At 70.9% G+C, this 24725-nt stretch carries 21 protein-coding genes; 2 read left to right on the top strand and 19 right to left on the bottom strand.

The window, feature by feature from the left end; genetic code table 11:
* Positions 1 to 12: 12 nt before the first annotated feature.
* From cydD to ACFQ6N_RS02750, 18 genes are all read right to left on the bottom strand, one after another.
* Positions 13 to 3528 (bottom strand): thiol reductant ABC exporter subunit CydD, encoded by a 3516-nt coding sequence (gene cydD / locus ACFQ6N_RS02835; protein ID WP_380646419.1) that lies wholly within the window; start codon positions 3526 to 3528, stop codon positions 13 to 15.
* A 4-nt stretch (positions 3529 to 3532) separates the two neighbouring features.
* Positions 3533 to 4558: a cytochrome d ubiquinol oxidase subunit II gene (gene cydB, locus ACFQ6N_RS02830; protein WP_380646418.1), complete on the bottom strand. Its 1026-nt coding sequence runs from the start codon at positions 4556 to 4558 to the stop codon at positions 3533 to 3535.
* A 34-nt stretch (positions 4559 to 4592) separates the two neighbouring features.
* On the bottom strand, positions 4593 to 6137 hold the full coding sequence (locus ACFQ6N_RS02825) for a cytochrome ubiquinol oxidase subunit I (RefSeq protein ID WP_380646416.1): 1545 nt from the start codon (positions 6135 to 6137) through the stop codon (positions 4593 to 4595).
* A 449-nt stretch (positions 6138 to 6586) separates the two neighbouring features.
* The gene (locus ACFQ6N_RS02820) at positions 6587 to 7957 is read right to left on the bottom strand and encodes an oxygenase MpaB family protein (RefSeq protein ID WP_380646415.1); all 1371 of its coding nucleotides are present in this window, start codon (positions 7955 to 7957) and stop codon (positions 6587 to 6589) included.
* On the bottom strand, positions 7941 to 8519 hold the full coding sequence (locus ACFQ6N_RS02815) for a Uma2 family endonuclease (RefSeq protein ID WP_380646414.1): 579 nt from the start codon (positions 8517 to 8519) through the stop codon (positions 7941 to 7943). Before ACFQ6N_RS02815 ends, ACFQ6N_RS02820 begins: the two co-directional genes overlap by 17 nt.
* 205 nt (positions 8520 to 8724) lie before the next feature.
* Positions 8725 to 9639: an LAETG motif-containing sortase-dependent surface protein gene (locus ACFQ6N_RS02810; RefSeq protein ID WP_380646413.1), complete on the bottom strand. Its 915-nt coding sequence runs from the start codon at positions 9637 to 9639 to the stop codon at positions 8725 to 8727.
* Positions 9640 to 9842: 203 nt separating this feature from the next.
* Positions 9843 to 11354 (bottom strand): sensor histidine kinase, encoded by a 1512-nt coding sequence (locus tag ACFQ6N_RS02805; protein ID WP_380646411.1) that lies wholly within the window; start codon positions 11352 to 11354, stop codon positions 9843 to 9845.
* Positions 11355 to 11369: 15 nt separating this feature from the next.
* The gene (locus ACFQ6N_RS02800) at positions 11370 to 12158 is read right to left on the bottom strand and encodes a response regulator transcription factor (protein WP_380646410.1); all 789 of its coding nucleotides are present in this window, start codon (positions 12156 to 12158) and stop codon (positions 11370 to 11372) included.
* Between the two features lie 338 nt (positions 12159 to 12496).
* Entirely contained in the window at positions 12497 to 14662 is a 2166-nt protein-coding gene (locus ACFQ6N_RS02795; protein WP_380646409.1) for a transglycosylase domain-containing protein, read from the bottom strand.
* Positions 14663 to 15201: 539 nt separating this feature from the next.
* A complete protein-coding gene (locus ACFQ6N_RS02790) occupies positions 15202 to 16308 on the bottom strand; it encodes a methyltransferase domain-containing protein (protein WP_380646408.1) in 1107 nt (368 codons plus the stop codon).
* On the bottom strand, positions 16305 to 17279 hold the full coding sequence (gene tgmB, locus ACFQ6N_RS02785) for an ATP-grasp ribosomal peptide maturase (RefSeq protein ID WP_380646405.1): 975 nt from the start codon (positions 17277 to 17279) through the stop codon (positions 16305 to 16307). The genes ACFQ6N_RS02790 and tgmB overlap by 4 nt, the downstream gene beginning before the upstream one ends.
* A gap of 1 nt (position 17280) precedes the next feature.
* The gene (locus tag ACFQ6N_RS02780) at positions 17281 to 17619 is read right to left on the bottom strand and encodes a hypothetical protein (protein ID WP_380646404.1); all 339 of its coding nucleotides are present in this window, start codon (positions 17617 to 17619) and stop codon (positions 17281 to 17283) included.
* A 144-nt stretch (positions 17620 to 17763) separates the two neighbouring features.
* The gene (locus tag ACFQ6N_RS02775) at positions 17764 to 18612 is read right to left on the bottom strand and encodes a helix-turn-helix domain-containing protein (protein WP_380646403.1); all 849 of its coding nucleotides are present in this window, start codon (positions 18610 to 18612) and stop codon (positions 17764 to 17766) included.
* On the bottom strand, positions 18609 to 19136 hold the full coding sequence (locus ACFQ6N_RS02770) for a DUF6879 family protein (RefSeq protein ID WP_380646622.1): 528 nt from the start codon (positions 19134 to 19136) through the stop codon (positions 18609 to 18611). Before ACFQ6N_RS02770 ends, ACFQ6N_RS02775 begins: the two co-directional genes overlap by 4 nt.
* Positions 19137 to 19551: 415 nt before the next feature.
* Positions 19552 to 20622, bottom strand: coding sequence for a serine hydrolase domain-containing protein (locus tag ACFQ6N_RS02765; RefSeq protein ID WP_380646402.1), 1071 nt, complete (start codon positions 20620 to 20622; stop codon positions 19552 to 19554).
* A 383-nt stretch (positions 20623 to 21005) separates the two neighbouring features.
* A complete protein-coding gene (locus ACFQ6N_RS02760; protein WP_380646401.1) occupies positions 21006 to 21962 on the bottom strand; it encodes an aldo/keto reductase in 957 nt (318 codons plus the stop codon).
* A gap of 67 nt (positions 21963 to 22029) precedes the next feature.
* Positions 22030 to 22230 carry a DUF397 domain-containing protein gene (locus ACFQ6N_RS02755; protein ID WP_380646400.1) on the bottom strand — a complete coding sequence of 67 codons (201 nt, stop codon included), beginning with the start codon at positions 22228 to 22230 and terminating at the stop codon, positions 22030 to 22032.
* Positions 22223 to 23083 (bottom strand): helix-turn-helix domain-containing protein, encoded by an 861-nt coding sequence (locus ACFQ6N_RS02750; RefSeq protein ID WP_380646399.1) that lies wholly within the window; start codon positions 23081 to 23083, stop codon positions 22223 to 22225. The genes ACFQ6N_RS02755 and ACFQ6N_RS02750 overlap by 8 nt, the downstream gene beginning before the upstream one ends.
* Positions 23084 to 23312: 229 nt before the next feature.
* Here ACFQ6N_RS02750 and ACFQ6N_RS02745 point away from each other — a divergent pair, with 229 nt between their 5' ends.
* Positions 23313 to 23675 carry an ATP-binding protein gene (locus ACFQ6N_RS02745; protein WP_380646398.1) on the top strand — a complete coding sequence of 121 codons (363 nt, stop codon included), beginning with the start codon at positions 23313 to 23315 and terminating at the stop codon, positions 23673 to 23675.
* The gene (locus ACFQ6N_RS02740; RefSeq protein WP_380646397.1) at positions 23672 to 23923 is read left to right on the top strand and encodes a hypothetical protein; all 252 of its coding nucleotides are present in this window, start codon (positions 23672 to 23674) and stop codon (positions 23921 to 23923) included. Before ACFQ6N_RS02745 ends, ACFQ6N_RS02740 begins: the two co-directional genes overlap by 4 nt.
* Positions 23924 to 24009: 86 nt before the next feature.
* On the opposite strand, the gene ACFQ6N_RS02735 is transcribed toward ACFQ6N_RS02740, so the two are convergent.
* Positions 24010 to 24714, bottom strand: a complete 705-nt coding sequence (locus ACFQ6N_RS02735) for a hypothetical protein (RefSeq protein ID WP_380646396.1) — start codon at positions 24712 to 24714, stop codon at positions 24010 to 24012.
* Positions 24715 to 24725 lie beyond the last annotated feature (11 nt).

Genomic DNA, 24725 nt, shown 5'->3' with positions numbered 1-24725 from the left:
ACGGCAGCCCCGCTACCCCGCCGCGCCCACCGGCTCCAGCAGCCCGTCCGCCTCCCGCTCCACCCGCAGCATCGCGTGCAGCCGCCCGTCCGGGTCGGCCACCAGCCGCGACCAGCGGCCCCGCTCGGCCACCCGGCCGCCGTCCAGCACCAGCACCTCGTCCACCGTGGTGTCGTCCAGCCCGGCCAGCCGGTGGGTGATCAGCACGGTGGCACGGCCCTCGGTGGCGGCCAGCAGGTCGGCGGTGAGGGCGTCGGCGGTGGGCAGGTCGAGGTGCTCGGCGGGCTCGTCCAGGACCAGGACGGGGAAGTCCGCGAGCAGCGCCCGGGCGAGCGCGAGGCGCTGGCGCTGCCCGCCGGAGAGCCGGGCGCCGTGCTCGCCGACCATGGTGTCCAGGCCATCCGGCAGGCCCTCCGTCCAGTCCAGCAGCCGGGCGGCGGCCAGGGCGGCGCGCAGCTCGTCCTCCCCGGCGCCGGGCCGGGCCAGGCGCAGGTTCTCCCGCAGCGAGCTGTCGAAGACGTGCGCGTCCTGCGCGCAGAGCCCGATCACCCGGCGGACGTCCTCGCCCGCGAGCGCGCGGCTGTCCACAGCCTGTGGACGACCGTCGGCGAAGGTGACGCTCCCGGCGCTCGGCTCCAGGAAGCGCAGCAGCGCCTGGGCGAGGGTGGTCTTGCCGGAGCCGGACGGGCCGACCACGGCGATCCGGCGGCCGGGCGCGAGGTCGAGGTCCACCCCGGCGAGCGCGTCCGCCTCCTGCCCGGGGTGCCGTACGGTCAGCCCGCGCACCGCGACCGGCAGCGGCTGCCCGGGCAGCTCCACCGGCGCCGAGGGCTCGACGACCGGGGCCGGGGCGTCCAGCAGTTCGTCCAGCCGGGCCCGGGCGGCGCGGCTGCGCTGCCGGGCCTGGACGGCGAGCGGCATCCCGGTGACCGCCTCGAAGGCGGCCAGCGGGGTCAGCACCACCAGGGCCAGGCAGACCGGCGCCAGCGCCCCGCCGCGCACCCCCTGGATGCCGACGGCCGCCGCGGCGGTCACGGTCAGCCCGGTGAGCAGCGCGATCAGCCCGGTGCCGAGCGCCGTGGTGGCCGCCGAGCGGGCGGCCAGCCGGGTCAGCGCGGCGTCGGCGGTGCGGACGGCGGCCAGCCGGCCGGGCAGCGCGCCGGCCACGGTGAGTTCGGCGGTGCCGGTGAAGGCGTCGACCACCGCGGTGGCCAGTCGCCCGCGCGCCGGGGCCTGCCGCCGCTCGGCGCCGGCCGACCAGCGGGCGGCCAGCGCGGGCACCAGCACACCCGCGAGCAGCAGCCCGAGGCCGAGCACCACCCCGGCGGCGGGCAGGAAGGCGCCCAGCGCCACCGTCGAAGCCAGCCCGACCACGCCCGCGATGGCGGCGGGCAGCCGCCAGCGCAGGTAGTGGTCCTGGACCGCGTCCACGTCGGCGACCAGGCGGGACAGCAGGTCACCGCGCCGGAAGGCGGGCAGCCCGGCCGGGGCGAGCACGCTCAGCCGCCGGTAGACGGCGGTCCGCAGGGTGCCGAGGGTGCGCAGCACCGCGTCGTGCGAGACCAGCCGCTCGGCGTACCGGAAGACGCTGCGGCCGATGCCGAACGCCCGGACGGAGGTGACGGCCATCATCAGGTAGAGCACCGGCGGCATCTCGGAGGCCCGGGAGATGAGGTAGCCGGAGGTGGCCATCAGCGCGACCGCGCAGCCGAGGGCGAGGGCGCCGAGCAGGACGGACAGGGCCAGCCGGGGCGTGGCGCCGCTCTCGGTCCGCGGCTCCTCGGGGACGGCGGGGGCGGGCGTCGGCCGGCCGGAGTGGACGAGCCGCGCGGAGCTGACCCGCCCGCCCGCCTCCGGCCGCTGCGGCCCTTCGGCCCGGGGCGGGGCCAGCCGGACCCGGTGGTCGGCGGCGGCCAGCAGGGCCGGCCGGTGCGCGACGACCAGCACGGTGCGGGCCGGGTCCTCGGTGAGGGCCCGGACGGCGTCCACCACGGCCGCCTCGGAGGCGCCGTCCAGGTGGGCGGTGGGCTCGTCCAGCAGGACCAGCGGGCGGTCGTCGGCGAGCAGCACCCGGGCGAGCGCGAGGCGCTGGCGCTGCCCGGCGGAGAGCCCGGCGCCGTCCTCGCCGAGCCCGGCGGCCAGGTCGGTCACGAAGTCGAGGGCGTGCGCGGCCCGCAGCGCCGTCCACAGCTGCTCGTCGGTGGCCTCGGGCCGGTAGAGCCGCAGGTTGTCGGCGACCGTCCCGGCGAACAGGTGCGGGTGCTGCGGCACCCAGGCGATCTGCCGCCGCCAGCTCGCCGGCTCCAGCTCGGCCAGGTCGTGGGACCGGCCGTCGGCGGCGGTGATCCGGACGGTGCCGGCCGTGGGGGCGGTGAGGCCGAGCAGGACGGCCAGCAGGGTGGACTTGCCGGCGCCGCTCGGGCCGGTCAGCGCGGTGGTGGTGCCCGGACGCAGGGTCAGCGCGGCGCCGTCCAGGGCGGGCTCGGTGCGCCCGGGGTGCCGGACGACCAGGCCCCCGGCCTCGATCACGGCCCCGGCGAGGGCGGGCGCGGGGACCGTCCCGGCGGCGGGCAGCGGGGTCTCCAGCACCCGGAACAGCTCGTCGGCGGCGGTCAGCCCCTCGACGCTGGAGTGGTAGAGCGCGCCGACCTGGCGGATCGGGACGTAGACCTCGGGGGCGAGGACCAGGATCAGCAGTCCGGTCTCCAGGTCGAGGGTGCCGTCCACCAGCCGGAAGCCGACGGTGACGGCGACCAGCGCGACCGAGAGGGTGGAGAGCAGTTCCAGGGTGAAGGAGGAGACGAAGGCGATCCGCAGCGTGCGCAGGGTGGCGCGCCGGTAGTCGGCGGTGATCCGGGCGATGGTGGCGGCCTGGCTTCGGGCCCGGTTGAACACCTTGAGGGTGGGCAGCCCGGCGACCACGTCGAGGAAGTGGTGCGAGAGCCGGGCCAGGGTGTCCCACTGCCGGTCCATCCGGGACTGGGTGGCCATCCCGATCAGCACCATGAACAGCGGGATCAGCGGCAGCGTCCCGGCGATGACCGCGGCCGACGTGAAGTCGGCCCCGACGATCCGCAGCAGCACGATCACCGGGACGACGACGGCCAGGGCCAGCTGCGGCAGGTACCGGGCGAAGTAGTCGTCCAGCGCGTCGATGCCGCGGGTGGCGAGGGTGGTGAGTTCGCCGGTGCGCCGGCCCGCCAGGTAGGACGGGCCGAGCGCGGTGGCGTGGTCGAGCAGCCGGCGCCGCAGGGTGGACTTCACCCGGGCGACAGACCGGTGCGCGGTGAGTTCGGTGAGCCAGCCGACCAGCCCGCGCCCGACGGCCGTCAGGGCGAGCAGCAGCAGCGGCGTGGTCAGTTCGCCGAGCGTCGCCCCGCGCTGGAAGGCGCGGACGACGATCTCGGCGATCAGACTCGCCTGGGCGACCACCAGGGCCGCGCCGACCGCGCCGAGGAGCACGGATCCGGCGAGGAAGACCCGGGTGGTGCGGGCGTACCCGAGGAGTCGGGGGTCGACGGGCTTCACGGCGTCAGGCCTGGTCGAGCGGGGCGGCCGGGTTGTGCCCGGGGATGTGCTGGACGCCGATCCGCTTGCGGAACACCCAGTACGTCCAGCCCTGGTAGAGCAGCACCAGCGGGGTGAACACCGCGGCCACGATGGTCATCAGCTTCAGCGTGTACGGCGAGGAGGCCGCGTTCTCGACGGTCAGGCTCCACTCCGGGTTCAGGGTGGAGGGCATGACGTCCGGGAAGAGCGCCAGGAAGAGCATCGCGACGGCGGCCACGATGGTCGCCCCGGAGAGGACGAACGCCCACCCCTCGCGGCCGAGCTGGTTGGCGGCCAGGGCGCCGACCAGGGCCAGGACCGCGACGACCAGCGCGACCAGGCTGCGGCCGTTGCCGCTGTCCGCCTGGGTCCAGGTCAGGAAGGCCAGCGCCAGCACGGCGGTCGCCAGCCCGGCCCGCAGGGCGGCCCGGCGGGCCCGCTCGCGGATGTCGCCGACCGTCTTGAGCGCGGCGAACACCGCGCCGTGGAAGGTGAACAGGCTGAGCGTCACCAGGCCGCCGAGCAGCGCGTACGGGTTCAGCAGGTCCCAGAGGGTGCCGACGTAGTTCTTCTGCGCGTCGATGTCCACGCCGCGGACGATGTTGGCGAAGGCCACGCCCCAGAGGAAGGCCGGCAGGAGGGAGGTCCAGAAGATGGCCTCCTCCCAGTTCCGCTGCCAGCGGGCGCCGTCGCGCTTGGCCCGGTACTCGAAGGCCACGCCGCGGACGATCAGGCAGACCAGGATCACCAGCAGCGGGATGTAGAAGCCGCTGAAGAGCGTCGCGTACCAGTCCGGGAAGGCGGCGAAGGTGGCGCCGCCGGCGGTCAGCAGCCAGACCTCGTTGCCGTCCCAGACCGGGCCGATGGTGTTGATCAGGACCCGCCGCTCGGCGGTGTTGCGGGCCAGCGGCTTGGTCAGGATGCCGATCCCGAAGTCGAAGCCCTCCAGGAAGAAGTAGCCGATCCACAGGACCGCGATCAGCACGAACCAGACGTCGTGGAGTTGCATGTCAGATCCTCAGTTCCCCAGTGGTCCTGGCGGCTCAGTACGCGAAGGCGAGCGGCTTGTCGGCGTCCTCGTCCGAGGAGGGTCCGCGCAGCGACGGGTCCTTGGTGGGCGGCTGCTCGGTCACCACCGGGCCGGCCTTGGCGTACTTGACCAGCAGCCGGACCTCGACGACCGCGAGGATCGCGTACAGCGTGGTGAAGGTGGCCAGGGCCCCGATCTGGGTGCCGACGCCGACGTTGGGGGAAACGGCGCTGGCCGTGGTCATCAGGCCGAAGACCGCCCAGGGCTGACGGCCCATCTCGGTGAAGATCCAGCCGAAGCTGTTGGCGATCAGCGGGAAGCCCATGGTCAGGATGCCGATCCGCCAGCTCCACTTGGTCAGCGTCGGGCCGAGTTCGCGCTTGGGGGTGAGCATCAGCCGGGGCACCTCGGTCTCCCCGGTGCGGAACTCCGGCCGCAGGAAGAGCTTCTTCCTGGTGGTCCAGAGGCCGATCAGGGCGGCCACGAAGGAGGTCATCCCGAAGCCGATCATGAGGCGGAAGCCCCAGTAGGTGACGAAGATGCTCGGGATGTAGTCCTTGGGGTCGCCGCCGTGCTGGGCGGCCTCGGCGGCCGCGGTGTCGTTGATGCCGGGGACGGAGGAGCTGAAGTCGCTGTGGGCGAGGAAGGACAGTATCCCGGGGATCTCCAGCTCGACCGAGTTGTGGCCCTTGCTGACGTCGCCGACCGCGAAGATCGAGAACGGTGCGGGCGCCTGGGTGTCCCACAGCGCCTCGGCGGCGGCCATCTTCATCGGCTGCTGCTCGAACATGACCTTGGCGAGCGAGTCGCCGCTGAGCGCGGTGCCGGCGCCGAAGACCACCGCGAGCACCAGGCCGAGCCGCAGCGAGGTGCGCATCGCGGCGGTCTTCTTCGGGTCCGCGGTCTCAGGCTTGCGCTTGGCCTTCCAGAGGTGGAAGGAGGCGATGCCGACCATGAAGGCGGCGCCGGTGAGGAACGCGGCGGTCAGGGTGTGGAAGACGACGACCAGGGTGGTGTTCTGGAACAGCACCTTGGCGATGTCGGTCAGCTGGGCCTTGCCGCTGACCGGGTCGATCGAGTAGCCGACCGGGTGCTGCATCCAGGAGTTGGCGGCCAGGATGAAGTAGGCGGAGAGCACGGTGCCCAGCGCGACCATCCACATGCAGGCGGCGTGGATCTTCTTCGGCAGCTTGTCCCAGCCGAAGATCCACAGGCCGATGAAGGTGGACTCGAAGAAGAAGGCGATCAGCGCCTCCATCGCGAGCGGGGCGCCGAAGACGTCGCCGACGAAGCGTGAGTAGTCGGACCAGTTCATGCCGAACTGGAATTCCTGGACGATCCCGGTGACCACGCCCATCGCGATGTTGATGAGGAAGAGCTTTCCCCAGAACTTCGTGGCGTGGAAGTACTTCTCCTTGTTCGTCCGCACCCAGGCGGTCTCCAGACCGGCCACGACCGCGGCCAGGCTGATCGTGAGCGGAACGAAGAGGAAGTGGTAGACGGTGGTGACACCGAATTGCCACCGCGCGATGGTCTCGTGAGCGATTGCCAGTTCCACGTCGCCCTCTCTCCCAACCTGCCCGTGAGACGACGGGCGCATTCCGGACAAACATCTTCTATAGCCGTAGACCGCCGCCAAGCCACGCAAGCTTGTCCGCTTGTGAACGTGAACACGTTCACAAGGGTCAGTATCCACCATCCTTACGACGGAATTGCAGGTGGGGTGGGGTTGACATTCCTGTGCGATGCGTCACGGTTTGCGGCACGGTACGGGAGTGGACGCCGGCGGTGCGAGTGCGGTGGGCACAGTCTGCGGATCCGACGGGGCCCGGGCAACGAACGAGCGGGCGGACGGCGCGCCGTTCTTGGCCGAAGCGGCGCTTGACAGGCCGACGCCCCGCTCGCGGGGGCGAGCGGGGCGTGCTAGCGGTCGGGCCTGCGGTCGGGCGCGCTCGGGGCGTGCGACGCGGGCGACGCAGTCGGCGCGGTCGGCGCGGTCGGCCGTGGTCAGGCCCGGCCGAGGAGCTGGGTGCCCGAGGTCGAGTCACCCCTGGCCGTGAAGAACTCGGTGAAGCCGTGCAGGAACTCCTCCCGGGTGATCCGCCCGTCCCCGTCCGTGTCCAGCTGGCGGAAACCCTGCGACAGCTCGACCGGATGCACCCGCGGGCCGCCGAACACCGCGCGGTACTCGTCGAACTCCAGGAACCCGCTGCCGTCCGTGTCGGCCGCGGTGAACACCGCCCGCAGCGCGGGCAGCAGCCCCTGCTCCAGGTACGCCCCGTCCCGGTCGCAGCCGGCCACGGTGGCCGCCACGAACTCCTCCCGGCTCACCTGCCCGTCGCCGTCGGCGTCCATCGCCGCGCGCAGCTGCTCCCACCAGCCCTCGAAGGCCTCGTACACCCGGGCCTCCGCGGCCTCGTCCAACTCCAGCTGCCAGCACACGTTGTGCGCCATCGCCCGCAGGTCGTGCACGGTGATGAAGCCGTCGCCGGTCTGGTCCAGCACCTCCCGGAAGAACCGGTCCAGCCGGGGCCCGCGGGCGTCGCGGCGCGGACGGTAGCGGCGCGGCGGGCGCTCCTCGTCCGGGGACCGGTAGCGCAACCGGTCCGGCAGCCACCGGACGAGCGCCCCGGCTCCCCGGTGCAGCACGACGGAGAGCAGCGCGGCCCGCCAGGTGACTGCCATCCCGAACCGCTCCCGAACCGCCGGCGGCAGGTCCGCCACCGTCAGCTCGGTGACCACCCGGGCCACCACCCGCCGCACCACCCGCCAGCCGGCGTCCCCGAGGAACCACAGCCGCCGCGGCCGGGGCGCCTCCCGCAGCAGATCCCCCATCAGGTACCGCACCGCGTCGGTGCACTCCAGCCGCTCCCGGGCGTACCGGGCGAAGTAGCCGGGCAGGTCCTTGGCCGTGGCGGGCAGTTCGCCCTCGGGCAGGCCGAACGCGGCGACCGCCTCCCGGAACTCCCCGTACGCCTCCTCCGACTGCCCCTCGTCGTACGGGTCCCCGCCCAGCCGGCGCATCGCGGCCACGCACTCGAAGAGCGTCAGCAGCACCCAGGCCCTGGTCGCCGCGTCCCGGGCGTCGTACGGACGCCCGTCCGGCGCCGTCCCCCGGATCCGCTTGTGCGCCCGGTCCAGCCGCGCGATCTCCCGCTCCAGGACCTCCGCGTCCTGGTAGAACAGCCGCCGCCCGCTGCCCAGCGTGTGCTCCACCCGCCGCCACGGGTGCGCCCGGTACGTCGAGTGCTCCGTCATCCCGGCGGCCACCACCGGATCGGCCGCCTGCAGCACCAGCAGCCGCCACGCGACCAGCGCGATCCGCCACTCGGACAGGTCCCGCTTGAACGACACACCCGGCTCAGTCACGGCGCTCACCGGTGATCCCCGGGCCGATCACGAAGCCCTTCGCGGGCCCTTCGGGAATCACCGCCTCCTTGCCGTAGGGGGTGCGGGTCGAAGAGGCGTACGCCCCGCGCTCGGAATCCGGGCAGGTCAGAACGGTCACGGTGCCACCATGGTCGTAGTCGTCGATGATCACGTACACGGGAATCCCCGCAGAGGCGTAGGCACGTTGCTTGAGGTCGCGCTCACGGCCGATGCAGCAGTCGGGCCACACGATCTCGCCGACGAGGGGGATCCCACAGGCGAGCAACCCCACGCCGTCCGGGTGTTCGATCCTCCGGGTGCCACTCGGAGCCACCGCGAAGTCGGGCATCATCGCCTTAGAACCGGCGATGACGTGCCGGCCCTGCGTCGGCTTGTGCCCCGTCCCGCCCAGGTGGTTCTTCAACATCCTCCTGAGCCTCCTGCTCACAGCGGCATGACGGGCGTCACCGATGACCGAGATGGTGATGCTGTCCTCATCGATCTCGGCACGCACGTGCTTCGGGACGGTCATGGCCTTCCAGGCCTCCCAGAGCCGCTGATCAGAGTTCACGATGATCTCCCGGTTGCCGAGTGGGCTCCTGGACCATCGCACACGGCCGGGAGGCCGACCGGGGGAACGGCTTGCGGTTCACCCGATCGGGGAGTTTCGGGCCCGGAAACGCCGGAACCGCAGGACGGGCCGGGGCCTGTCCTGCGGTTCCGGGTGGGGTGCGGTGGGTTCGCGGCCTCCTCCCGAGTGGGCGCGAACCGGTGGGTCAGGAGGCGGAGCGGCCGGCCGGCTTGCGGCGGGAGACGTAGAGGGCGGCGGCGCCCAGGCTGAGGGCGAGGCCGGAGCCCAGCGCCAGGTAGCCGGTGGCGGGGTCGGAGCCGGTCTCGGCGAGTTCGGTGGTCGAGCCGGTGGTGGCCGCCTGCGCGGTGGTGGCCGCGGTGGTCGCGCTGTTCGAGGCCTTGGTGGTGGTGGAGGAGGCCTTGGTGGTGTCCGAGGCCGGGGTGACGGTGGTCGGCTGCTCGGCGGGCTTCTCCACCGGCTGTTCCACGGGCTTCTCGACGGGCTTCTCGACCGGCTTCTCGACCGGCTTCTCGGCGGCCGCCCGGGCGTCGGCGAGCGCCTTGTCCGCGGCGGCCTTCGCCACCGACGCGGCCTCGGTGGCGTCCTGCGCGGCGACGACCTTGAGGAGTTCGGCGATCCGGTCGTCGTCCATGGCCCGGTTGGCCGCCTCGACGGCTGCCTTGGCCCGGTCCTCGGCGACGTGCGAGGTGTTGGCCTCGTCGAAGGCCTTCAGCATCTTCTCCAGGGCCTTCTCCCGGTCCTCCTCCTTTGCTCTGCCGTACGCGGCGGAGGCCTCCCCGGCGGCCGTGTCCAGGGCCTGCCTGGTCGCGGTCGCCTTCGCCAGCTCGGCCTTGGCCTGCTCGAGCTTGGCGCGCAGCGCCGCCGGGAACGTGTAGGCGTTGAACTTGGCGGTGAGGTCGGCCTGGTGGGCCTTGGCGGCCTGGTAGGCCTTGTCCGCGTCGGCGGCGGCCTTCTCCAGCTCGGCGATCGAGCCGTTCTCGCTGCCGGTCCGCGTCGCCGCGACCGGCGCCGCGAAGGCGGGTGCCGCGGAGAACACGACTGCGGGCGAGACCACGGCGGCGACGAGGGCGGCCGAGACCAGCGAACGGCGGAGTTTCACGATGACCCCTTTCGGGTCGGAAAGAATGCAAACGCCTTGGTCCGTACGGGTTGTGACGGCCAGGCAGTGCCGATCATAGGCACACGCATTCTTTACGCTCCATGCCGGATTCCGGCAATGAGTCGGCCCCCGAATTGCCTGGTTCCCAGGAGAATTGACGAGTCGACAAAAGAACGGGAAAAGCCCGACGGTTCCGGGACCGCTCAGGAGATCCGGTCGCCGTTGCTGGGGAGTTCGACCCGGAATGTCGCGCCCCGGCCCGGCGCGGTTTCCAGGCTGAGGGTCCCGCCGTGCGCGCGGGTGAGGGCGGTGGCGATGGCGAGGCCGAGTCCGGCGCCGCCGCCGTTGTCCCGGCTGCGGGAGGCGTCGACCCGGAAGAACCGGTCGAAGACCCGCTGGGCCTGCTCCTCGGTGAGGCCCGGCCCGGTGTCGGCGACCTCCAGCAGGCAGGTGCCGTCGGCCCCGGCGCCGACCCCGATCCGCACCGGGGTGCCGGCCGGGGTGTGCTTGACCGCGTTGCCCACCAGGTTGGTGACCACCTGCCGCAGTCGTGCCTCGTCGCCGATGACGGGCGCCGCGCCGGGCGCGCCCGTGCCGGCGGGCCCGGTGAGCGCGACGGGGCGGCTCGGGTCGAGCGCGGTGAGGTCGTGCAGGGCGTCGGCGGCGAGGGTGCGCAGGTCCATCGGGGCGAGGTCGAGCGGGCGCTCCTCGTCGAGCCGGGCGAGCACCAGCAGGTCCTCGACCAGCGCGCCCATCCGGTCGGCCTCGCTCTCGATCCGGGTCATGGTGCGCTTGACGTCGGACTCGGTGGGCAGCGCGCCCATCCGGTACAGCTCGGCGAAGCCGCGGATCCCGGCGAGCGGGGTGCGCAGCTCGTGCGAGGCGTCGGCGACGAAGCGCCGCATCCGGGCCTCGGACTCGGCGCGGGACGCGAAGGCCGCCTCGATCTGGGTGAGCATCCCGTTCAGCGCGATGGACAGCCGCCCGACCTCGGTGCCCCCGGAGAGTTCGGGCATCCGGTGGGACAGTTCACCGGCCGCGATCCGCTCGGCGCCCTCCTCGATCCGCCGCAGCGGGCGCAGCCCGGCCCGTACCGCGAAGAAGCCGAGCGCGGCGATCAGCACCAGGACGGCGCCGCCGATGGCCAGGAAGGAGGTGCTCAGCCGCCCGAGGGTGGTGTCGATGTCCTCGCGGGAGACGGCCACCATGACGTGGGTCGGGGTGACCGCCGGCGAGGCGAACGCGCTGGGGTTGGCGACCTGTCCGCGGGGCTGCTGGAGCGGCAGCACCAGGACCCGCCAGCTGTGGTGGCCGCGCTGGTCGGGCAGGTCGAAGGGGACGTCGGCGGCGGTCCGGGTCGGGTCCAGGCCGGCCAGCTGGGGCGCCGGGTCGCTGTCGGAGACGGGCTGGCGCATCACTGCCTGGACCTTGCCGTCCGAGGACAGGAACTGCACCAGGTACTGGCTGGGCAGGCTGACCCGCCGTCCGGTGAGGGCGGGGCGGCCGGGGGCCGGCGCGGCCACCTGGGCCGGGGGCTTGCGGGACAGCGGCAGCCCGTACCGCTGGAGCTGCTCGTCGAGCTGCTCGACCAGCTGCGCGCGGACGGCGCCGAGCACGAAGGCGTCGCTGACCACGAGCCCGGTGGTGACGAGCACGAGGGCGAGGACCAGCAGCCGGGCGCGCAGCGACAGCCGGGCGGAGAAGCGGGCGAACACCTGCGTGGTACCCGGTCAGCCCTGCGGGGGGCGGCGCAGCGCGTAGCCGATGCCGCGCACGGTGTGGATCAGCTTGGGGCCGTGCGCCGGGCCGGAGTCGAGCTTGCGGCGGAGGTAGGAGATGTACGACTCGACGATGGAGAGGTCGCCGCCGAAGTCGTAGGCCCAGACGTGGTCGAGGATCTGCGCCTTGGAGACCACCCGGCCGACGTTGGCCATCAGGTAGTGGAGCAGCTTGAACTCGGTCGGGGAGAGCGAGACGGGGGTGCCGGCCCGGGTGACCTCGTGGGCGACCGGGTCGAGGCTGAGGTCGGCGACGATCAGCCGGCCGTCCTCGGCGGGGCCGCCGGCCCGGCGCAGGATGGCGCGGATCCGAGCGATGAGCTCCTCCAGGCTGAACGGCTTGGTGACGTAGTCGTCCGCGCCCGCGGCGAGGCCCTGCACCTTGTCGCCGACGCCGTCCTTGGCGGTGAGGAAGAGCACCGGGAGGTGGTCGCCGGGGTGTCCGTGCGCGGGCCCGGCTATCTGGCCGCGGCTGGTGCGCTCGCGCAGCTTCTCGATGACGGTGAAGCCGTCGAGGTCGGGGAGCATCACGTCGAGCACGACCAGGTCCGGGCGCTCGGCGGCGACCAGGTCGAGGGCCTCGGCGCCACTGGCGGCGGAGGCGACCCGGAAGCCGGAGAAGCGCAGCGAGGCGGCGAGCAGCTCGCGGATGTTGGGTTCGTCGTCCACGACGAGCAGGAACGCCTCGCCCTGGCCCCCGGCCACCGCGGAGCCGCCTGGGGTGGTGACAGTGCCTTGCACGGGGCTTTCGCCTCCTGGTCGGACGGGGACGTTCAGCATGAGGCTAGCCCTCGGAGGCTACGCGGCATGGATGAATGTTGGATTAACACCTTATCGGTCGGTTTTGCCACGACAAGCCCTTGGGCAGGCGCTCGGTGGTGTGCGTACGGGCGTGGGCGCATCGAGCGCGCCCCCTGGAGACTCTGCCCGCTCCGCACGGTAGCGGATATGAGCTGCGTCACTTCCACGGGGGCGGGTGCCGCCGGGCCCTCCATGCGACGGGCCCCCGCTCCGGTGCACCGGACGTCGGACGGGCCGACGTTCCGTGCACCGGCGCGAGGGCCGCCGGGTGACTCCGCTCAGTGCTCCGCGTCGGTGGGCGCGTCCGCGTTGTTGCCGTTGCCGTTGCCGTTGCCGTTCCCGTTGCCGTTGCCGTTCCCGTTGCCGGTGCTGTTGCCCGTCCCGGTCCCGGTCCCGGTCCCGGTCCCGGTGCTGCTCGGGTCGGACTTGGGTGCCGGGTCGGGGATGTTGGCCATCGGCAGGGACTGCTTGGGCGCGCCGCGCAGGGCCTGGTTCATGGCGTCCCGCCAGATCGGGCCGGGGCCGTCGGCGCCGAACACCTCGGCGCGGTACTTCCCGTTGATGGAGAGGTTGCGCATCTCGACGCCGCCGGCGGGGCCGCCGAGCCAGACCGAGGTGGCCAGCTGCGGGGTGTAGCCGCTGAACCAGGCGGCCCGCTTGCGGTCCGAGGTACCGGTCTTACCGGCGATCTGCCGGTTGCCGTCCAGGCTGAGCGCCGAACCGGTGCCGCCGCTCTCGGTCACACCGTTCAGCACGGTGTTCAGGGCGTCGGCGGTGGACTCGGAGAAGGCCTGGCTGCACGCGGACTGCGGGACCGGCACGTCCTTGCCGTCCACCGTGGTGATCTTGTTGATGGCGATCGGGGTGCAGTAGGTGCCCCGCGCGGCGAAGGTCGCGTAGACGTTCGCCATCGTCAGCGGGGACATCTCCTGCACGCCGAGGCCCATCGAGGGGACCTCCTCGAGCGGCTTGCCGCTCGCCTTGGTCGCGATGCCGAGCTTGTTCGCCATCTGCTTCACCGGGCAGAGGCCGATCTCCTGCTCCATCTGCACGAAGTAGGTGTTGACCGAGAGGGCCATCGCCATCTTCAGCTGGTACGGGCCCTTCTCGTTCGCGGACTCGTTGGGCACCACGGCCTTGGGCCGGGCGTCGTTGCGCCAGGTCCCGTCGCAGGTCTTCATCGACGGGTACTCGAGCTTGTTCGGGGACGGGTACTCCTGGGTCGGCGACAGGCCCGCCTCCAGTGCCGCCGCCGCGACGACCGGCTTGAACGTGGAGCCGGGCTGGAAGCCGTTGCCGCCGCCCATCGCCGCGTCCACGTTGAGGTTGACGACGGTCTGGTTCTTGGTGGTGTCCAGGCCGTACGGGCGGGTCTGGGCCATCGCGAGGATCTTGCCGGTGCCCGGCTCCATCATGGTGGCGGCGGCGGAGACGGTGTCGGTGACCCGCACGTTGCTGCTCACCGCGTTCTGGGCGGCGGCCTGCTTGTCCGTGTCCAGGGTGGTGTAGATGTTCAGACCGCCCTGGTTCCAGAACTTCTTGCGGTCCTCGGCGCTCTTGCCGAACGCCGGGTCCTGCTTGACCACGTGGCGCACGTAGTCGCAGAAGAAGCCCATGCCGGCCTGGGCCGTGATGCAGCCGTTCTGCGGCTCCTTGTAGTTCAGGCCCAGCGGGGCGGCCTTCGCCTCCTTGGCCTGGTCGGCCGTGATGTGCTTGTTCTCCAGCATCTTGGCGATGACGGTGTCGCGGCGGTTCTGCGCGGCCTGCGGGTGCAGCTTCGGGTCGTACTGGGACGGGTTCTGCACCAGCCCGGCCAGCGTGGCGGCCTCGGCGACGGTCAGGTCCTTGTTGCTCTTGCTGAAGTAGCGCTGGGACGCGGCCTCGACCCCGTAGGCGCCGTTCCCGTAGTACGTGATGTTCAGGTAGTTGGTGAGGATCTGGTCCTTCGGCAGGTCCTCCTCCAGCTTGATCGCGACCTTGAGCTCCTGGATCTTGCGGCCCAGGGTCTTGCGCTGGGCCTCCAGGACCGCGTCCTTGTCGTCGCCGGCCTTCTCCACGTTGACGTTCTTCACGTACTGCTGCGTCAGCGTCGAGGCGCCCTGGGAGGCGGTGCCGCTCTCCGCGTTCTTGCTCAGGGCCCGGAGGACGCCCTTGAGGTCGACGGCGCCGTGCTCGTAGAACCGCGCGTCCTCGATGTCCACCTGGGCCTGCCGCATGAACGGCGACATCTGGTCGGCGGTGATGACCGTGCGGTCGCGCTCGTAGACCTTGGCGATCAGCCCGCCCTTGGCGTCGAAGATCTGCGTCGCCTGGGTGAGCGGCGGCGTCTTGAAGTCGGAGGGAACGTCCTCGAAGCCTTCCGCCGTGCTCTTGGCGGTCAGCCCGATGCCACCGGCGAGGGGCAGGACGAGGCCCGCCAGCAGCACGCCGGACACGACACTCACTCCCAGGAAGGTCGCAGCGAAGCGGGCCAGCCTGAGCGGCGCTTTGCGGGCCGGCCGAGGCTCCTCGCCATCGGCGGAATTCCGTATCGGGGAGGGAGTCGATTCCATTCCGAAATGCTAACCCTCGGCCCCCGCGGGTCGAACGGTTTTTCGTGCACGGCTGTCACGGCTGTGCAACAGATGCCGGAAGTCGACCCGGGCAAGTCAAATCGTATACGCACTGAGTGGGCGCGGCGGAATGGGACAAGTCCGCACCGGATCCGGCCGACCCCCCTGCGCGGCACACTCCCCCCGTCCTCCCCTGCCATGGCCCCGCCCCTACTTGGATGCCCCGGGCGGCGAAAAGGTTGCACGCGTCCGGCCGCCCACCGTCGGCCGCCGCCGAAAGCCGCACCGCGCGACCCGCGCGCAACGGACACCGGCACACCTGCGGCTCGGATATCCGACGCCCCCTCACAGTGCGTTATGGGCCCTTTGTTTCCGTTCTGCGGAGTTCCCGCCCTGGCTTTCCGCATCGGCACCCCGACGCCGCCGCACTGTCAGAGGACCCACCTGACGGTGGTGCCGGCGGGGGCGGTGTAGCGCACGGACTGGGCTTCCGGGCCGGCTTCGACGGTGAGCCATTCACGACGGGGGCGGTGGTGGGCGAGCCAGCTCTGGCGGGCGGCCTCGACGGTGTGCCAGAGGTCGCGGGGGCCGCCGAGGGCGACGGTGGCCGGGCCCTCGGAGCGGGCGACGGAACCGTCGGCGACGTCATGGAGGGTGTGGCCGTGCCGGGTGACGGTCGGGGCGAGATGCAGGTCCGCCCAGAAGGAGAACCCGGGGTCGTCCAAGACCCGGGGACCGGTCGCGGTGGTCCGACTGCGCGTCGGCGCCGGGGTCTCCGTCCCGGCTTCGCCCCCGGAGCGCAACGGCATGAAGCCTGCCGGGCGGGCGAGGAACCGGCCTGCGGCCCGACCGTTCGGCAGCTTGGTCAACCGGGCGATCGCCCCGAGGACCGGCGCGACGATCAGACCGTCCGGCGCGCACTGCTCCAGCCACGCCCGGGGGATCCGGCGGACACCACACGTGGCGATGATCCGGTCGTACGGCCCACCGGCCGGGTACCCCTCGACGCCATCGGCCCGGATGACGGTCGGCTCGAAGCCGGCTTCGTGCAGGCGGGTACGGGCAACGGCGACCAGGGGCCCGGTGCGGTCGACCGTCGTCACCTCGGCCGCGCCCGCGAGCTCGCAGAGCAGCGCCGCGTTGTAGCCCGTACCCGTCCCGACCTCCAGCACCCGGTCCCCTGGCCTGACATCCAGCGCGTCCAGCATGTCCGCCATCAGGCTCGGCAGCGTCGAGGAGGATGTCGGCGCCCCGACCACCCCCTCCGCCCCGGCGCTTTCGGCGTGCACACCCTCGACCTCGGTCACCAGCACCCGGTCCGCGTACACCTCCCGCAGCCACCCGGCCTCCCCGGCCCGCACGGGCCGGTGCACACCGTCCTCCTCCCGGTAGAAGCCGGGAACGAACGGATGCCGAGGCACCCGCAGGAACGCCTCGACCACCCGCGAAGACAGCACCACACACCTCGCCTCGACCTCCGAGGCCAAGGCGAGCCTCGCCCGTAGGAGTTGCTCTTCGTCATGGACGACCGTCGTCATGCCCGGGCGCTCCCTTCCAGGTAGTCACAGATCGCGGCGGTGATCGGCAGCCCGGTCGCCTGTTCGACGAACCCGTACTGTCCGTTGGGGTTCACCTCAAGGAACGTCCAGTCGCCCGAGGGCGATACGACGAAGTCGAATGCGCCGTACGGGAGGCCGAGCGTGTCGAGCATCCGCCGGACACCCCGCGCCACGTCGTCCGGCGGATCACACACCCGGTAGGTGAGGCTGTCGTAATCGCTCCGCCAATCCACTTTCGCGGCGGTCGAGTTCGCGTGGATCTCCGCAGCGAACAGCGTCCCGTCGACAGCCGTGAGCCGCACCTCGTGCGCCTTTGGCACCCATTCCTGGAACAAGTGCGCCGTAGTGGAGATCGAAGGCTGGTCGATGTCACCTGGCTCCAGCACACTCGCGTACACAGCGACCGACCGGCCATCAAGCGTCCCGCGGATCGGCGTGAACGGCTTGTAGACCACCGGCGTGCCAAGACCGCTCGCGAACTCCCGTACGGCTTCCGGATTGTTGGTGATCAGCGTCCGTGGGACTCGTAATCCCGATTCGGCCGCCACCCGGAGCTGGAACGGCTTGTACTCGGCATCGGCGGCACGGCCCGGCGGTGGCAGCCAACGGCAGGGCAGGGCCGACAGCAGTCCGCCCAACCCTCGCCGCGCCTCGGCGGATGCCACACGGCGGGCCTCGGCAGACATCGACCCCGGGAACTCCGGTGCGGTCGGCCGCCGGAAGTAGACGGACCGCACCGCCGCGAGGTCGAGCGCACGCCGCCCGGTGGCCAGCGTCCCGCCCCAACCGCTCGCCCCGTCGAGGCCGGCCGTGACGGCCAGCCTCGACGGGAACCACGCCGTGTCCGCCCGGAAGACGGGAGTCCCACGCCGGTTCAACTCCTCGATCACGAGATCGGCGGTGGGATCGAACGTCCCCGTCAGTACGAGGACGGCATCGGCAGTCGGCATCTCAGTCGTTGCTGCTTCCCGGGTCGTCCGGCGCGTCCATCTGCCCGGAGGGCTCCGTCGGGCCGAAGGTCTTGGGCGGGCTGCTGGTCATGTAGACGCCGGGCGGGAGACCCTCATAGGTACAGGTCTGCGTCTCGTCGTCGTATCCGATGTCAGCGGGCAGGATCCCCCCGGCCCCGGTGACCGGGGCGAGGAACCGGAAGGCGAACAGGCTCCCCGGCCCGCACTCCCCGTCCAGCACGGGCATGGGCGTCGCCCCGCCCACACCCAACGGCAACCGGGACTCCACCCGGTCGAACACCGGGACACCCCCCGGCCGGGGCAAAACGGTGGTGGACATGTGTACCTCCGTGTGGTCGCGCCTCATCGAATGGCGAGCACGAACAACGTAGGGGCAATACGCGGCCACCGGGCACCGATTTCCTGCTCGATCAAAAAACCGCCTGACCTCCAAGGAAGGAGAGCACCCGACGCCACTGCGCGGCTACTCGGGCGCGGAACCACTCGGAAAGCCCTGCTCTCCCAAGTACCCGTCCCGAATTGCTTCGAGCATCCGGCGCATCTCGTCCCCGCATGCCGCCGTGACCGCGAAACCGTCGAACTTTCGGGCATACACCTCGACGTCTCGCGGATCGGTTACCGTCAACTCCGCGTGCACCGTCTCGACCGTGACCATGCGATCGTCCCGGATGACGAAGGAATGCGCAGGCACATCCGATTGCCGTGCTGCCAGCGGGACGATCCGGATGTCGACATGCGGGAGACGAGATGCGGAGAGGATACGGTCCAACTGCCCGGCCATCATCGCGGGCGGAACGAGTCGCCAATGAAGAACAGGCTCGGTCATGACGAACCGGAGGGTCTTGGTGGCGTCGTAGAGGGATTCCTGCCTCGCCAGTCGCGCGGCAACCGTCCGTGACAGCTGCTCCTCACCGAGACTCCTCCTCCCGAAGACTGCCCGCACGTACTCCGGCGTCTGCAACAGACCTGGTACCAGAGATGGTTGGAACACGCGAAGCAGCCTGGTCGAGTCATCCAGGGCTTTGATCTGCTGCTGCTTGCGGTGGTGCCCCAGCCGTCGGACCAAGCGCCATGCCGTCGCTTCGGTGGCCTGAGCCCGTGCGGCCACCATGTACGGGGACTTGACCTCCTCGGACACCCCTATGGCCGTGAGAATGCGTTCCACATCCACGACCGTGGGTGAGACCTTGCCTGTTTCGATCTTGCTCAGCTTGCTCCGGGACATGACCGCGCTGCGGGCCACGGCCTTGGCTTCCTTTCCGGCAGCCTGCCGAAGCTCCCGCAGCGCCGCGCCCAGCTGCATCCTGTTCACTCGCCGTACTCGGCCCACCATTCCGGGAACGGCACCGCCTGCGCCATCGCGGCGTCCCGGAACTTCCTGTAGTCGGCGGCCCGGCTGTGTTCGAGGAATTCGACCCCGAGGTACCGGCCGTTCTCGTCGTAGCTCATCGAGGCAGCAGTCTCGTCATCGAAAAGCCAGAAATCCGGTGCCTCGGGAACCGGGTTCTCCCGGCCGGTGACGTCGAGGATGAAGAACTCCTCACCGGCCGCCATGTTGCGGTGGTATCCCCATGCCAACTCGAACCGGAGGTAATCCGTGAGCGGCCGCGAGAGGATGTGCACCCGGTACATGCGCTTGCCGGCCGACCTGGCTGAAGCCACAGTCCTGACCCAGCCCGCGCTCTTGAAGTCCTCCGGCTGCTCCTCACCCGCGAGGAACGCATGGTAGGCGTCGACACCGCCGGACCGGCTGTAGTCGTCCAGTGTCTCCAACCGGAACGCCTCCCGCTCGAACACCGAGAACCAGTCCCCGAGGGTTCTAGATGAGGTTGTCACGGAAGGCCTTTCGGAGGAGTTCGACGGGAATCTCGACCAACGCCTCGCGACCCGGGAGCCGGAGATCATGCCCGACCACCTGCTCGCCCTGCACCGCGAGCGTGCCCCGATCCGTCAGGTACAGCGTCGGACACTCGCCCTCATCGCAGGAACCTACAAGCCGTGTCAGCTTCACAGTCGTCCCCTTGCTCGTCCGGGTCTTGGAACGATGCTCCCGAGGCAGCTCCGGTGAGGCAAGGACGTCTTGTTGCCATGACTGGAAACCGGCCCGGCCTCGAACGCTTGCTCCAGGACAGGATGGCCGGACGTCACTGGTGCGGCCGCACACACACCCCCGACTGCACGAGCAGCCCCTTCGACCGCCTGCCCGCGTTCTGCATGTATGGCCGGCTTCCCGGAGCGTGGTGGCGGGCGGTCAGCAGAAGACGGCCTTGATGAGGGTGTCGAGGGCCTGGGGGAAGGTCTCGGCCGGGTTGAAGTCGGAGTCGCCGGTGGTGAGTCCGGCGGTGAGGGTCCTGGAGCCGTCGGGGCTGCTGATCATCAGTGCGCCGTAGCCGCCGGGGGCGCCGCCGTTGTGGTGGACGATGGTGATGCCGCCGCCGTCGGCGCCGAGGTCCTGGATGAACAGGCCGAGGCCGTAGCCGAGCATGCCGTGCGGGGTGCGCATCTCGTCGAGCAGGGGGGCGGGCAGGAGCTTGCCGCCGAGTAGCGCGGCGAAGAAGGTGTGGAGGTCCCGGGTGGACGAGATCAGGTCGCCCGCGCCGACGAGCAGGGAGAGGTTCTGGCGGCTGACGTCGACGACCTTCCACTGGTCCTCGTCCTGGTAGCGGTAGTAGCCGTGGGCGTGCGGCTCGGGGAGCTCGGGCGAGTCGCCCGGCACGAAGGTGTCCCGCATGCCGAGCGGTGCCAGGATCCGGCGCTGCATCTCCTCGGCATAGGAGTGGCCGGTGACCTGCTCGATCAGGAGCACGGCGAGGGTGTAGTTGGTGTTGGAGTAGCTCTGGTCGGTTCCCGGCTCGAAGCGGGCGGGCTTGCCGAGGGCGAAGCGGACGATCTCCTCCGGCCGGTAGGTGTGCAGGCGGTTGTCCACCCAGTCCTTGCCGATCGAGGGGAGGCCCGGGACGAAGGTGCCGTCGGGGTCGAGTTCGCCGGTGCAGTTGTAGACGCCGCTGGTGTGCTGGAGCAGCATCCGTACGGTGATCCGCTGGTCGAGTCCGAACTGCGGCAGGTGGTCGGCGACCGGGGTGTCGAGTGTGATGGTGTCCTCGGCGACCAGGCGCAGGACCAGGGCGGCGACGAAGGTCTTGGTGCTGCTGCCGATCCAGAACCGGCCGTCGGTGTCGGGCTTGGCGGTCTCGCCGAGCTTGCGGACGCCGGCGCTGCCGGTCCATTCGCCCTGCGCGTCGTTCACGCGCATCTGTATCCCGGCGAAGCCGGCGTCGACGAAGGCCTGGATGGCGTTCTGCAGTTCGGGGCGGTCGTTCACGGTCGGTTCCTCGTCTTCACGTGGGCTGGGCGGGTGGGAGCTTGGTTGACTGCGGGTCAGACGGTGACGTCGCCGAGCTGTCCGACGTTGCGGAGTTCGGCGCCGGCGGCCTCGGTCTCGACGCGGGAGCTACTCCTCGCACTGCGGCGAGGGGCTTTGCGGCCCGTGTTTCTGACATGGGAAACGCTACGTTGCGTTCAAGAAGCAGGCAATGACTTCGCTGCGTCAAAACACGATCAGTGCAGGTAGATGCAGGGAAATCGTTGCACTGATCTTGACAAGAATGCAACGATCCCCACGTGACTCGTTGCAATGGAATGAACGTGAACGCTATCCCGGGGTCGCCACGGGACAGGGCTCGCTCCGCAGGGGGGAAGGGGACGTCAGGCGGTGTCGAGGCGGTGGAGTTGCTGCTCGTCGAGGGTGAGGTCGAGAGCCGCGAGGCTTTCCTCGAGCTGGGCCACGGAGCTGACGCCGATGACGGGGACGGTCGGCACGGGGTGGCGGAGCAGCCAGGCGAGGACGACCTGGTTGACGGTAGCGCCGGCCTCCCGCGCCACCTCGGCGAGCACCGCCAGGCGGGCCCTCCCGCCCGGCCCGTCGTACTGCTCGGGGAGGGGACGGTCGGGCCGGACGTACGCGCCGCCGAGGAGCGGGGAGTAGGCGAGCAGGGTCAGGTCCGGCTGCCGGGCGAGATCGGAGAGCAGCGATTCGTCGGCGTGCCTCTGGATGCCGAAGTCCGCGTCCGGCCGGGGCCGCAGGTAGGTGTGGCGCTGCTGGACGCAGTGGTAGCCGGGCCAACCCCGTTCGGCGGCGAGGCCGTTGGCGGTGGCGAGCTCGGCGGCGCTGTGGTTGCTGCACCCGAGGGTGGTGACCAGGCCGGTCGAGACCAGCTCGGCGAAGGCGCCCATGGTCTCCTCCACGGGCGTCGCCGGGTCGGTCACATGGGCGTAGTAGAGATCGATGCGGTCGGTGCCGAGGCGGCTCAGGCTGCCCTCCGCGGCCCGGTGCAGCGCGGGCGCGGAGAGTCCCTCGATGTGCTCGGGGAACGGCAGCCCCGGCACCGGACGGGCTCCCGCCTTGGTCGCGATGACCAGGTCGTCGCGGTTGCGGCGGCGGGCCATCCAGCGGCCGAGCGCCTCCTCGCTCTCGTGGCCGTTCGCTCCGGGAGCCCAGAAGGCGTAGTTGTTCGACGTGTCGACGAAGGTGCCGCCGGCGGCGGTGAAGCGGTCGAGGATCGCCGTCGACGTCTCCTCGTCCACGGTGGTGCCGAAGGTCATCGCACCGAGGCACAGTGCGCTCACCCGTTGCCTGGCGGTGCCGATTTCGCGGTAGAGCATCGGTGTTCCCTCCCCAGAGTTCGCCGGCGGCTCCTTGCGGGAAGCAAGGGGTCGCCGGAACGATGTGTCAGGCGGTGACGGTCAGGTGGTCGAACTCGCCGGCCTTCGCGCCTTGGAGAAAGCCGGCGAACTTGGCAGCGGTGGTGCGGACAATGACATCGCACTCGTCGGACTCGCGGACTTCGATCGCCCCGTCCGCAGCACGAACCTCGACACAGTCAGAATTCGAGCCGGAGTAACTTGACTTCTGCCAGGTAGAGTTACGCATATTTGCTTTCCATGTCTTTCTTGATGGATCGAATGAACTCTCGGGACTCCCCTTCCGAGAGGGCAGCCGAACCGATCTGGGCAAGCAGCGACCGGAATCGGGCTGTGTGCGCTGGCGCATCGAAGATCAGGTTGCCGACGCCAGAGTCCGCTTGCACCGTGTCCAGCTCCTGGATCGGTCCTTCGACGTACGTGAAGTTCTCGTTGGCGAGCGGAATCGTATCGACGTCGAACAGCACGACTCGGATTGAGATGTTGGGCTGTTCCGAGGCATCGAGTAGGGCACCAAGCTGCTCGGCTTGGACCTTGGCTCCACTGAACTGCATGCGCAGTGCCGCTTCATGGATGAAGACGGCGAATGGAGCGGACCGGATGATGTGCTGACGCCCCAGGCGAAAGGCCACCCTCTGATCCACCTCATGAGCCGGAAGAGGTGGACAGGAGCGAGCGAAGATGGCGGAGGCATAGGCGTTCGTCTGAAGCAACCCATGGATGAAGGCCATCGTGTAGGCCGAGAGTCCTCGTGCGTGACCTTCGATCTCGGCGACTTCGAGGAAGTCCTGCGAGAGGCGTCCTCGATACTCCTCCCACCAACCGCCCTTGTCGCGATCGGTGACGATGTCCGCCAACGCGTCGATCAGGGGCTCGTTGACGCACATGCACAGTGCGGCGATCGTCCGCAGGCGTTCGACGCTGATGCCGGTCTTCCCGCTCTCCATCTGCGTCACATGGGCGGGGTTGATGCCCAGCGCGCGGGCGAGCTGACTACCGCCGAGGCCGGCCTGCTCCCGCATCCTGCGCAGTTCGGCACCCAACCGCAGTTGGCGGAGAGTTGGGTTCGATCGAAGAGCCATGGGGACCAGTCTGCCTCAGAGCTGTAGCCACGTTCGGGGGAACTTCTCGCGGTTCGCCACAAATCTGTGGCGTACCCCGCTATGGTCATCCTCCGAGAGATCCTACGGATCGTCAGCAACAGCTCCAACCAGGGCAGTAGGCGCCTGCTGCCCTCCTGCCGAAGAGCAACCGGTCCCCGGTCTGGCTCACGGCTTCCCCTCCCCACACCACAGCCTCGCGGAGGTTCCCGTGTGCACCCGCAACACCCCCTCGCTCACCCTCAGCCGGCAGGCCCTCCGGGACGTCCTGACCCGCAACAGCTGGGACGCCGAGACGATCTTCAACGCCGAACTCGCCCTCGCCGAGCTGATCGTCAACGCCTGGCGGCACGCCGACACCGCCGCGCCCGTCGTCTACTTCTCCCTGCTCGGCTGCGCCCTCCGGGTCTGCGTCGCGGACGAGAGCGACACCCTCCCCCATGAGCAGGCCCCCGGCCGCCTCGCCGAGCACGGCCGGGGCCTCCAGCTCGTGGAGGGCCTGACCCACCGCTGGGGCGTCGACCCCCAGCAGCGTGGCAAAACGATCTGGTATGAACTGGACTCCGCCGCATGACCCGCCCGCCCATCGCCCCGGACGACCCCCGGATGCTCGACTACACCGCGCGGCAGATCACGACGCTCCTCGGCGAGCTGCAGCGCCGGGGCCTGGAGCGCGGTCTCCTCTGGGGCTCCGCCTCGGCGGGCGAGAGCACGCTCGACGGCCGCCTCCTCGTCGACTTCGGCAATGCGCCCGTGAGCACACTCCTCAACCTCCTCCACCTCCTCCGCGATGCCGAACGGAACGAGGCGTGGGAGCGCTGACGGCCCCGGACCGCGCTGAGCACACGCGAAGGCCCCCGCCCAGGGAAGGGGCGGGGGCCTCGCGGTCGTCCGGCGGAGGTCTCGGGTCAGCCGCCGGACGGGTTCCGGGTACCGCCTCCACCGGCACCGCCGCCCGCACCGCCGCCGAAGCCGCCGCCGAAACCTCCGGCGGCGCTGCCTTCGACGAGCTGGCTGGCGGTGTAGCCACCGTTGGCGTCGGGGGTGCCGACGACGGTCACGCTCTGGCCGGGCAGCAGGTCGGCGACCTTGCCCTCCTTGTCGAGCTGGACCTTCGTCGCGTCGCCGGTGGTCACCTTGACGGTGTTGCCGTTGGCGTCGGTCAGGTAGACGGTGGTGCCGTCGACGGCCTTGACCGTGCCCCGGGTGAGACCGGTCTGGCCGCCCTGGCCGCCCACCTGCCCGGTGCCCTGGCCGCCACGGCGGGAGCCGTTCTGCCCGCCGGCGTTCTGTCCGGCGCCGGCGCCATAGCCGGAACCAGCCCCGGAACCAGCCCCGGAACCAGCCCCGGAACCGGCCCGCTGGCCACCGGCCGCCGAGGCGGTCCGCGCCGTCTTGCCGTCCGAGGAGCCGTTGTTCTGCTGGTACCACACGCCCCCGGCGAACGCCCCGGTGGCGATCACGCCCCCGGCCAGCACCAGGCTGAGCCAGGGCAGTCTGCGCCGGGGCGGGGCGGACAGTTCGGCGGAGACATCACGGGCGTCCGGCGGGGTGGAGAGCAGGGCGACCTGCTCGGCCGGGGTGCTGCTGACCGTGGCGAGCTCTTTGCTCATGGAGTGGAGTC

The organism is Kitasatospora sp. NPDC056446 (assembly GCF_042796115.1).
Classification (GTDB): domain Bacteria; phylum Actinomycetota; class Actinomycetes; order Streptomycetales; family Streptomycetaceae; genus Kitasatospora.
The sequence above is the reverse complement of the archived record's forward strand: the minus strand, read 5'-3'. Positions and strand labels throughout refer to the sequence as shown.